This is a genomic window from Stenotrophomonas sp. 3diitr2024 (assembly GCF_042136455.1).
Taxonomy (GTDB): domain Bacteria; phylum Pseudomonadota; class Gammaproteobacteria; order Xanthomonadales; family Xanthomonadaceae; genus Stenotrophomonas; species Stenotrophomonas sepilia.
Map to the genome: position 1 here is coordinate 1 of NZ_JBHHMJ010000344.1, position 10495 is coordinate 10495.

A 10495-nucleotide genomic window follows, 5' to 3' on the forward strand; every position below is an offset into this window, starting at 1 on the left:
GATGGCGCGGTAGCCGTGCTCATCGAATTCACTGGCCAGGCCATGCAGGGCCAGCGAGAGGATCAGCAGGGGAACGACAATGGTGAGGACCCGCTTCCATGCCGGGGTGGAGGAAGCGGGTTTCCGTTTCCATACCATCGATGGCCAGCCCTACTGGGATGAAAGCGCGTACTACGCGTTCACCCTGCGCCAGATCGAACAGGACATCGAAGACCCCAGTGCCGAGCTGCACCAGATGGCGCTGGATCTGGTCGGTGATGTCATCGGCAGCGAGCGGTTGATGGACCAGCTGGCGATTCCGTCGCATTACCGCGACTGGATCGCCGACAGCTGGCGCCAGCGCCAGCCGCACCTTTACGGCCGCCTGGACCTGGCCTACGACGGCACCGGTCCGGCCAAGCTGTACGAGCTGAACTACGACACGCCGACCTCGCTGTTCGAGGCCAGCTTCTTCCAGTGGCAGTGGCTGGAAGACCAGCGCAACGCCGGCCGCCTGCCGCAGCATGCCGACCAGTTCAATGCGATCCATGAGGCACTGGTCGAGCGCTTCGGCGAACTGGCCACGCAGCTGCCGCCGCCGCTGTACTTCAGCGCGGTGGGAAGCTCGGAAGAAGACCGTGGCACGGTCGAGTACCTGCGCGACTGCGCGTCGCAGGCCGGCCTGCATGGCCAGGCCATCGCGATCGAGGACATCGGCCTGTCCGAGGACGGCCGCTTCACCGCGCTGGATGATTCGGTGATCGGCACGCTGTTCAAGCTGTACCCGCTGGAAGACCTGATGGCCGAAGAGTTCGGCCGCGCGCTGCCCGGTTCGGGCGTGCAGTTGCTGGAACCGGCATGGAAGGCAGTGCTGAGCAACAAGGGCATCCTGCCGTTGCTGTGGCAGCGCAACGTAGGCCATCCGAACCTGCTGGAGGCGCACTTCGATGACGGCAGCGCGCTGGCGTCGGGCTGGGTGCGCAAGCCGCTGTTCTCGCGCGAAGGTGCCAACATCGAGATGCACCTGGCCGATGGCAGCACCCAGCGCAGCGACGGTCCCTATGACGGCCCGGCGATCATCCAGCGCGCCCATCCGCTGACCCGCTTCGAAGGCGGCTACCCGCTGATCGGCAGCTGGGTGGTGGGTGACCACGCCTGCGGCATCGGCATCCGCGAGGACGACAGCGCGATCACCCGCGACAGTGCGCGGTTCGTGCCGCACGCGATCGTCGACGAGGCGCCGACGCGGATCTACGTCTGATGACGGTGCGGCGTTGGCCTGGCCGGCATGGACGTGCCACGCCCGCGCCGGGCCGGCATTTCGATGACGGGCGCAGCCTGCAGGCCTTCGCGGACCGCGTCGCGGTGCGTTGCCACCGCTGCGATGCCCCCGGTTGGGTGATCGCCCGCTGGGAACCCTATCGATGGACCGCGCGTTTCCGCTGCACCGCTTGCAGCGCTGCATTGGACAGCGGCGACTGGGTCGGTGCGGTCCGCATTCTGGGCCGCCAGCCCTGTGGATTCTGCGGGCATCAGTGGCTGCATGTGTGTCGACCGATTCCCGTCGGCATCCCCGCGCCGGCATCCTTCCCCGCCCGATGCGCACAGTGCGGTCGCAGCACCGAGGTCGCGGTCTCGATGCGCCCACTGCGTGACGCCGAGCCTGCCGATCCGCATTTCGGTCTGCCGCTGCGCCTGGTCGAATCGACCCGCGCGGGCCTGCTGTGGGCCTACAACGCCGAACATCTGCAGGCACTGCACGACTACGCGGGCGCGACGCTGCGCGAAGGCCGCGGCCATCATCGATCCATGATCTCGCGCCTGCCGCAGTGGATGAAGCTGGCCCGCAACCGGGCGCTGCTGCAGCGTGCGGTGGAGCGGTTGCAGCGTCGCTTGCTGCAGGGGTAGGTAGTGCCGGCCGCTGGCCGGCAGCCGAGCATGGGCTCGGCGCTACAGACAACCCGATTCGTGTAGAGCCGAGCCCGCGCTCGGCTCAAAGCAACCCTTCGCGCTTCACCGCCAGGTAGCGCTCCACCAGCGCGCCCGGCAGGGCGTCGGCGGTGACGTCCAGCACCATCACCTTCTCGCTGCGCAGCGCTTCGTGCGCCTTCGCGCGCTGCTGCAGGTACAGCGCCGCGGCACCGGCCTGGGTGGCGTCCTCCAGCGTCTGCACGTCCCCCTCCAGTACGCCGTCCAGCTCGCGCTCGCGCAGGCTGGCCACGCACACCAGGTGGCGCCGTTGCAGCAGGCGCACCGCCGCCAGCAGGTCTTCGATGTCCTCGTCGCGCACGTTGCTGACCAGCATCACCAGTGCTCGCCGGCGCTGGCGCAGCGACACCTCGGTGGCAGCGGCCAGGTAATCGGTGGCCACCGCGCGTGGCTGCAGGTCGTAGCTGGCGCGCAGCAGGTGCTCGACCGTGCCCATGCCGCGCTGCGGCGCGACCCAGCGGCGTTCGCCACCGGCAGCGAACAGGCCGGCGGCATCGCCCTGGCGCAGCGCCAGGTAGGCCACCACCAGCGAGGCATTCAAGGCATGGTCGAAGTGCGAGAGACCGCCTTCGCTGGCCAGCATGCGCCGGCCACTGTCGAGCATCAGCAGCAACTGCTGGTTCTTCTCGTCCTGGTACTCGCGCGAGATCAGCTTGCGCGCACGCGCGGTGGCCTTCCAGTCCAGCTGGCGCAGGCTGTCGCCGACGCGGTACTCGCGCATCTGGTGGAAGTCGGTGCCTTCACCACGGCGGCGCTTCACGTGTGCACCGACCAGCCGCGAGGCCTGGTCGGCACTGAACAACGCAAAGCGCGTGAGCGGCACGAAATTCGGATAGACCCGCACGTCCAGTGCGGGCGGCAGCGTGCGTTGCTGCCACCACAGGCGCCAAGGCGAGCGCATGCGCAGGTGCACGCCTTCGAAGCGGAAGTGCCCACGCTGCAGCGGCTGCAGGTGGTAGTGCAGCGTGGAGGCGCTACTGGCCCGCAGGCGCACGCGCTGTGGCAGCGATTCCAGCGGCCAGCCGCCGGGGACCAGGTCGAACACCTGCACCGTCATCGATTGCTCGGCCTGCAGCCGCAGCGCCGCCTCGCGGCGCACGCCCAGCGCCAGCGCTTCGGGCAGTTCGCGCTGTACCTGCGGCGACGGGCGCTGCGACTGGCGCCACAGGTCGAACAGTGCAGGCAGCGCGATGGCCACGGCGGCCAGCGCCCAGCTCCAGCGCGGCAGCAACCCGCCCAGCACCAGGCCGCCCAGGGCGGCCCAGGCCAGCAGCAGCGCCAGCAGCAGCGGGGCAGGCCTCATCGGCGCGGTGCTTCCACCTTGGCCAGCAGTGCGCCCAGCACGTCGTCGGCGTCCTGGCCTTCGATCTGCAGCTCCGGGGCCAGTGCAATGCGGTGGCGTAGTGCCGGGCGAGCAATGTCTCGCACGTCGTCCGGCGTGACGAAGTCGCGGCCGGCCAGCACCGCCTGCGCACGCGAGGCACGCACCAGCGCGATGCTGCCGCGTGGGCCGGCGCCGACCGCGATGCCCGGCCACTGCCGGGTCGCCGCGACGATGCGTACTGCGTAGTCGATCACTTCGTCATCGACGGTGATCGCCGCGGTGGCGCGCTGCAGTTCCAGCAGTTCGCCGGCACCGAGTACGCGTGGCACCTGGCTCAGGTCGAAATCGCTGGCGGCGCGGCCACTGGTGATCGCGGTCACCATGCGCTTCTCGTCCTCCAGCTGCGGGTAGTCGATCAGCACCTTCAGCAGGAAGCGGTCCAGCTGTGCCTCCGGCAGCGGGTAGGTGCCTTCCTGCTCCAGCGGGTTCTGCGTGGCCAGCGCCATGAACGGCGGCGCCAGGGTGAACGCCTTGCCTTCGATGGTCACCTGGCCTTCCTGCATCACTTCCAGCAGTGCCGACTGGGTCTTGGCCGGCGCACGGTTGATCTCGTCGGCCAACAGCAGGTTGGTGAACACCGGGCCACGGCGGATCTTGAAGCTCTCGCTCTTCGGGTCGTACACCGCATGGCCACTGACGTCGCTGGGCATCAGGTCGGGGGTGAACTGCACGCGGCCGTAATCCAGTTCCAGGGCCTGTGCCAGTGCGCGCACCAGCAGGGTCTTGCCCAGCCCGGGCACGCCCTCGATCAGCACGTGGCCACCGGCCAGCAGCGCCACCAGGATCTGGTCCAGTACATCGGCCTGGCCAATGAAGGCGTGGCCGACGGCATCGCGGATGGCATCGACGCGTTCGATCAGGCGGGCGTTGGCGGCCGCCGGCAGCTCGGGGACTTCGGTCATAGCAGGGATCTCATCTGGAGCAGCAAGCGGATGCGCTCGCGCAGGGCGGAGGAATCGTGCGGCGGAGGGGGCGTGAGCGCGCTGGCAACGCGGCCTTGCGGCCAGGACAGCAGTTCGGCGATGGCCTGTTCGCGCGGCGCGCCGTCCAGTGCGGCGGCCACCGGTGCGCGCAGGCGCAGGCGATGCAGGAACAGGGCGAGCACGGCGTCATACAGGCGCGCGCCTTGGCCGAAGCGCAGCAGCAGCTCGCCGCTGGCACGCACGTGTTCCAGCAGCGAGCGGCGTTCCAGCACCGGCGACGGCAGGCGGCTGCCGAAGCGTTGCGAACGGCCCCACAGCCAGCCCAGCAGGGCCAGCAGCAGCGGCGCCCACACCGGCCAGCCCTGGTAGAACAGGCGCGCCCACAGCGACGGCGGGCGGCTGGCGTAGACCAGCCAGAAAGTGCCCTTGCCGTAGTTCGGATCGAGCAGATAGCGGGTCAGGTCGCGGTGCGAGAGATCGTGCAGGCCGTCGCTGGCCTTGCCCGCAGCCGACGCCAGGCGTGCTGCCGGCGAATCCACCTCGCCGCGCATGAACTCCATGTCGGCCAGCACGCTCACCTTGCCCTGCCCGTGGCGCAGTCGCGCGAACACCAGGTTGCGCTCGTTGCCCCAACGCCGTTCGGCGTGTGTACGGGCGGCAAAGCCCAGCGTGAAGCGACGACCACCGCAGAACTCCACATGGCTGGGATCGTCGATGACGTGGAACGGCTGGCAGTCGCTCTGCTGGTACAGGCTGTCCACGCCCAGCTGGTCCAGCAGCGGTCCCTGCGTACTGCTGGCGTCGTCCTCTGCGGGTGGCGGCGTGCGCACCAGCAGATGGCCACCACCATCGACCCAGGCCAGCAGGGCCCTGGCCGCCGGTGCCGGCAGTTCGCTGCTGTCCTGCAGCAGCACCACCGTGTCGCGCGGACCCAGCGCCATCTGCTGCAGGTCCAGCCGCGGCCGCGAGTGCACGTCGATGCCATCGGCACGCAGGGCCTGCCCAAGCACGTACAGCGGGTTGTAGCCAGCTTCGCCCTGCGGCGGCAGCTGCACGGTCTCGGTCACCCGCTCATGCGTGCGCAGGTAGAGGATCGTCAGCGGTACGCCGAGCAGCACCAGCCCGCCCAGCAGCAGCGACCAGAACAGGCGCGGGCTCATGCCAGCCACCGGTACTGCTGGCGCAGAGTGTCGGCCAGTGCATCGAAATCGGCGCGGCTGGGCAGGCGGCCACCGTAGGCGGCGTACTGCCACATGCGCACGATGCGCGCGAACAGGTCACGGTCGGTGGCATCGGGCATGCGCCGCGAGGCGCGAAGGCATTGCGCTTCGGTGGCACCGGGCGGAAGCGCGATGCCGCTGCGCTCGCCCACCGTGCGCACGCTGGCGCGGTACAGCAGGGCCAGCGCCTGACGCGGCCGGCCCTGGTCCCACAGCAGGCCGGCCTGGGTGGCCACGTCCGGCGGCAGCACGACCGGCAGCTCCACCTGTTCCTCCACCACCTGCGGTACAGCGTCGGCCTTGCGCCGGCCACTGCCGCGCAGCCACGGCAGCCACAGCCGTGCGGTCAGCAGCAGCACCAGCAGCAGGACGCCCAGCAGGGCCCACAGGCCCCACTCGGCCAGGCGCGCCAGCCAGGCAATGCCGGCCTTGCGGTTGCTGCGCTCGCCCTTGCTGCTGCCGTCGCTCTGCAGCGCCTTGTCTTCCTTCTTTTTTTCCTCGGCCTGTTCGATCGGCTTCCAGCGCGTGACCTGGCGGGTCGGGCGCTGCAGCGGATCTTCATAGGCGCGGTTCACCGCCTGGCGGAAACCGGCGGTGTCCACCGGCGCCGCACCGAAGATCATCGCCGGCGTATTGGCCGGGTCGTTGGCCGCAGTGGCGGGTTCTTCCGCGCTGTCCTCGTCTTCTTCGGCATCGCCGGCCTGCCCAGCGACCGTCTGCGCGTCCTGCGCATGCACTGGCGCGGAGGCCAGCGGCAGGGCAAGGCACAGCAGCAGCGCCAGCGTCGATGCTGCCGGCAGCAGCCGCTCGCGCAGGCGGCGCAGGGCGATCTCCACGTCCCACGCTTCCATCTGCGTACGCCGGTTCAAGTACAGGCCGAAGCCGGCGCCGACATAGAACGGTCCGATCAGCACCGATGCCAGCCAGCACGCCAGGTTGAAGCCCAGTTGCGCCCAGGCAGGCGTGTCCTGGCCGATCATGTCCCATGCGGCACGCCATGATTCGGACATCAGCTCCAGTGGCATGAACATGAACACCGCGCCGATCGCACCGGACACCAGCACCCCTTCAAAGGCCATGCAGGCCACGGTCAGCACGACGGCGGCGCCCGCAGCACCGGCCGCCACGGCGCGGCGGCGTGCACCGCGCTGGGCCGGCGCGTTGCCTTCCAGCAGGTTCACCGGCAGGCACAGGCTGCGCAGCACGCTGAAGCGGCGCCAGCCCAGGTAGCCCCAGAAGCCCGCATTGCCCCAGCTGCGCTGCGCGCGCAGCGCTGCCAGCGCGCCCACCGGCTCACCGAAGATGCCGCGCGACAGGACGTACAGCGGCGCTCGCTCGAACAGTGGCTTGCACCACCACATCGCCAGCCAGGCCCAGCCGAACGCATCCAGCCACCAGCCCAGCGCGTTGAAGATCACGAACAACGGTGCACTGGCCAGCAGCCAGCTGCCCCATACCGCACGCGCGTGGCGGCGCGACAGGGCGCTGCCCAGCTCCATTGCTTCCCAGCCACTGCGCGCGCGCAGCGCCACGTCCAGGCGGTCAATGCGCATTGCCGCCTCCGCGCCCGCCGCGCCACAGCCACAGCAGCACGCCGGCCCACAGCACGCCGGCCACGCTGAACTTGCCCCACGCCGGCACTTCGGCAATCGACGACCAGAACGCTTCGATGAACGCGGCCACCAGCAGCATGAACGCCACGCCCAGGCACAGCCGGGCCCCGATGCGGCCGCCTTCGACCAGCGCATCCAGGCGGCTGCGCCGGCCGGGGGCCAGCAGTTTCATGCCCAGCTGCAGGCCGGCACCGCCGGCGATCACTATCGCGGTCAGCTCGAACGCACCATGGCCCGCGACGAAGCGCCAGAACGGATCGCCATGGCCGATGTGCTGCAGGTGGCCGGCCACCGAACCGATGATCACGCCGTTGAACAGCAGCACCAGCAGCGTGCCCAGGCCGGCCAGCAGACCACTGGCGAAGGTACGCAGGGCGATGCTGATGTTGTTCAGGATGTAGTGGCCGAACATCATCCAGTCCGTGCCGCTGTCACGCCCGAGGCGCTCGGCCGCTGGATCGTACATGCGCTCCATCTCGGCGATCTGGCGGTTGTCCATCACCATGTGGATCAGGTCCGGGTAGAGCTGCGCCAGCACGAAGCAGGCCACCGCCGGCAGCGCGAACATCGCCAGTGCCACCCACATGCTGCGCGCCTGGCTGCGCACCAGCAGCGGGAAGTCGGCCACCAGGAATTCAAGTGCACCGCGCCAGCGCGTCGGCGGCGTGCGGTACAGCACGCTGTGGCCCTGCTGCATCAACTGCTGCAGGCGCTGCACCAGCTGCGGGCTGTAGCCGCGCTCGCGGGCCAGTGCCAGCTGCTGGCACAGGCGCCGGTAGCGCTGCGGGAAGGCGGCGTCGCCCACTGCCAGCGCGCTGGCCTTGCGCCGCGTGCGGCGCGCAGCACCAGCACGCAGTAGCAGCCAGTGTTCCAGGTCCTGCCATTCCTGCTGGTAGCGGGCGACGAACTGCTCCTGCTTCATCGCCGCCCCAACAGCCAGTTGGCCATGGCATACAAGCGCAGTACGCCGACCTGGCCGTGGGTGCCGGTCAGCGGTTCGGCGATGCCGGCCAGTTCCTGCTGGCGGGCCGCCGACAGCCGTGGCGCGCGCTCGGCGAAGGCCATCAGCGCGGCCTGCTCTTCCGGTCGCAGCGGCTGCGGCGGGGCCAGCACGCTGTCGATGGTGGGCGGAGGCGGCAGGTACAGCACGGGCGCATGCACCACCACGGTGCCGGCCACCAGATCGCCCAGGCGACGGCCATGGGGATCGAACAGGCTGCTGATCAGGCCCAGTGCATAGCCGAACGGCAGCATGTCCACGGTGCGCAGCAGGTTGCGGGTGATGGCAGGCATCCAGCCTACCGGCGCGCCGTCGCGCGCAAGCACGCGCAGGCCCAGCGCGCGCTTGCCGAGGGTACGGCCCCACAGCGCTTCGCAGACGATCGGGTAGGCCCAGTACACCAGGAACATCAGCACCAGGCCGAGCCCGGAGCCGAACGAATCCAGCAGTGCCAGTGGAATCGACATCACCACCAGTACCGCGATGCGCACGCCCAGATCCACCAGCCACGCCATCGCCCGTGGCACCGGGCCGGCTGCCGGCAGCTGCAGCGGCACACCCTCCGGCGTCACCACCTCGCGGTAGGTATCGAGCATCGGTGCGGCCATCAGTGCGATGGCCTTCGTTGTGGGCGCCGGAGTCCTCTCCGGCAGGCAGCCACAGGCATGGGGGTCTCGACAGGTCCTGGTCGGGCCCAGACTTTAGCAGAGCCGCATGGCGGCGTTGGCTGCTCAGCCCAGGTATTCGTCCTTCAGCCGCACGTAGTGGTCGGCCGAGTAGTGCAGCGACTCGATCTCCTTGTCGCTCAGCGTGCGCGCCGGGCGGGCCGGATTGCCCACCCACAGCTCGCCTTCGCCAACCACCTTGCCCGGGCCGACCACCGCACCGGCGCCGACGAAGCCATGGCGCTCGACGCGCGCACCGTCGAGGATGCAGGCGCCCATGCCGATCAGGCTGTAGTCGCCGATCGTGCAGGCATGGATGATGCAGCCGTGGCCGACGGTCACGCCTTCGCCGATCAGGGTCGGGTAGCCGGCCTTGTTGTAGGGGCTGTGGTGGCTGACGTGGATGATCGTGCCGTCCTGCACATTGGTGCGCGCCCCGATGCGCACGTAATTGACATCACCGCGGATGACCGTGCCCGGCCACACTGATACGTCCTCGGCCAGCTCCACGTCACCGATGACGGTGCAGGCCGGGTCGATGTACACGCGCTCGCCGAGGATGGGCATCTTGTCGCGGAAGGGGCGCAGCGGGTTCATCGGTGTCTCCGGAAATCAGGGCGTTCGCGACGATGATACGCGTGCGTCCGCTGGGGAAGGTACCGCCCTGGGGCCGCGCGGATACACAGTAGATCCACGCCATGCGTGGATGGTGATCTCGGTGCCGACCAAGGTCGGCAGCTACCAGAAACGGGTGCAACCGCTCAGGACGGCGCGTGCTCGGCCAGCATCCGCCGGAACAGCACGTCCAGCCAGGCGCTGTCGCCCTGTCCGGCCGGCAGCTGCGGGGCCTGCGCCGCGCGAACGGCCATCGCATGGTCAATGTACTCGCTGATGAGCGCGATGCGCGGACGAGCGCTGACCTCGGCGCTGGCGCGCTTGACCACCAGCAATGCGTCGATGGCGTGGCGCACCGGGCCGTCCGGCAGCAACCGGTCCAGCAGATCCTCGAAGGCCATCGGCGGCGGCGTGGGCTCGCTCTCGATCCACTGGCAGGCAAGCAGGGCGCGCAGCACATACAGGTACTTCTTGGTGCTGATGGTGGGCTCACCCAGGTGGCGGCTGTGTGTGGTCCTGGCCATGCTCATGTAGTGCCACCAGCTGCCCAAGGGTGAGTAGAAGCGTTGGGCCGCTTCCCACAGCAGTGCCACCGCAGCGTCATCCTGCCGGTACACGATCGGCGAACGCAGCCATTCGATCAGTGTCGGATTGGATTTTGAGACCAGCCGCAGTGCCTTGCGCAGGTCCCAGCCGCTGACATCGAGCTCATCGTCGATCGGCAGCTCGATCACATCGCGCTGCGCATCGCCCGGGCCGGTGCTCTCGTTGACGCTGAGATACCACGGCTGGCGATGCACGTAGATGAAGCGTGCATCGTAGTCGCTGTCCGGCGAAGAGAAGCCCCAGCCACGGCTGCCGGATTCGCAGGCCAGCAGCACACGCACATTGTGGCGCTGTTCGATGTCGGTGAGGCTGGAAAGAATGGCGGCGCGCTTGTCCGGCGCGATCGGGTGGATGTCGTCCATGCAGTTGTGTTCTTAATGTCGAGCGTTCTCGACTGTAGCGCAGGTCTGCATCGCTGCGCTCGCCGGGCATGGCCCGGCGCTACCAGAGGGTGACGTTCGTCGACGAGGCATGACGGGGTAGCGCCGGGCCAAGCCCCGC

The 10495-nt window shown here is 69.2% G+C and carries 10 protein-coding genes; 2 read left to right on the forward strand and 8 right to left on the reverse strand.

Annotated features, from left to right (window positions below):
- Positions 1–79 precede the first annotated feature (79 nt).
- A complete protein-coding gene (locus tag ABGA94_RS08685; RefSeq protein ID WP_375367028.1) occupies positions 80–1240 on the forward strand; it encodes a glutathionylspermidine synthase family protein in 1161 nt (386 codons plus the stop codon).
- Positions 1240–1887, forward strand: a complete 648-nt coding sequence (locus ABGA94_RS08690) for a hypothetical protein (RefSeq protein WP_375367030.1) — start codon at positions 1240–1242, stop codon at positions 1885–1887. The genes ABGA94_RS08685 and ABGA94_RS08690 overlap by 1 nt, the downstream gene beginning before the upstream one ends.
- Positions 1888–1972: 85 nt before the next feature.
- On the opposite strand, the gene ABGA94_RS08695 is transcribed toward ABGA94_RS08690, so the two are convergent.
- The 8 genes from ABGA94_RS08695 to ABGA94_RS08730 form a co-directional block, all read right to left on the reverse strand.
- A complete protein-coding gene (locus ABGA94_RS08695) occupies positions 1973–3271 on the reverse strand; it encodes a DUF58 domain-containing protein (RefSeq protein ID WP_005420169.1) in 1299 nt (432 codons plus the stop codon).
- On the reverse strand, positions 3268–4254 hold the full coding sequence (locus tag ABGA94_RS08700) for a MoxR family ATPase (protein WP_005411535.1): 987 nt from the start codon (positions 4252–4254) through the stop codon (positions 3268–3270). Before ABGA94_RS08700 ends, ABGA94_RS08695 begins: the two co-directional genes overlap by 4 nt.
- The gene (locus tag ABGA94_RS08705) at positions 4251–5435 is read right to left on the reverse strand and encodes a DUF4350 domain-containing protein (RefSeq protein WP_005420168.1); all 1185 of its coding nucleotides are present in this window, start codon (positions 5433–5435) and stop codon (positions 4251–4253) included. The genes ABGA94_RS08700 and ABGA94_RS08705 overlap by 4 nt, the downstream gene beginning before the upstream one ends.
- Complete coding sequence (locus ABGA94_RS08710; protein ID WP_164263653.1) at positions 5432–7048, reverse strand: DUF4129 domain-containing protein; 1617 nt, start codon at positions 7046–7048, stop codon at positions 5432–5434. The genes ABGA94_RS08705 and ABGA94_RS08710 overlap by 4 nt, the downstream gene beginning before the upstream one ends.
- Positions 7038–8030 (reverse strand): stage II sporulation protein M, encoded by a 993-nt coding sequence (locus tag ABGA94_RS08715; RefSeq protein WP_005420158.1) that lies wholly within the window; start codon positions 8028–8030, stop codon positions 7038–7040. The genes ABGA94_RS08710 and ABGA94_RS08715 overlap by 11 nt, the downstream gene beginning before the upstream one ends.
- On the reverse strand, positions 8027–8716 hold the full coding sequence (locus ABGA94_RS08720) for an RDD family protein (RefSeq protein ID WP_005420157.1): 690 nt from the start codon (positions 8714–8716) through the stop codon (positions 8027–8029). The genes ABGA94_RS08715 and ABGA94_RS08720 overlap by 4 nt, the downstream gene beginning before the upstream one ends.
- A 123-nt stretch (positions 8717–8839) precedes the next feature.
- The gene (locus ABGA94_RS08725) at positions 8840–9370 is read right to left on the reverse strand and encodes a gamma carbonic anhydrase family protein (RefSeq protein ID WP_005420152.1); all 531 of its coding nucleotides are present in this window, start codon (positions 9368–9370) and stop codon (positions 8840–8842) included.
- 164 nt (positions 9371–9534) lie between these two features.
- Entirely contained in the window at positions 9535–10356 is an 822-nt protein-coding gene (locus ABGA94_RS08730; protein WP_139727958.1) for a nucleotidyltransferase domain-containing protein, read from the reverse strand.
- Between the last annotated feature and the right edge of the window lie 139 nt (positions 10357–10495).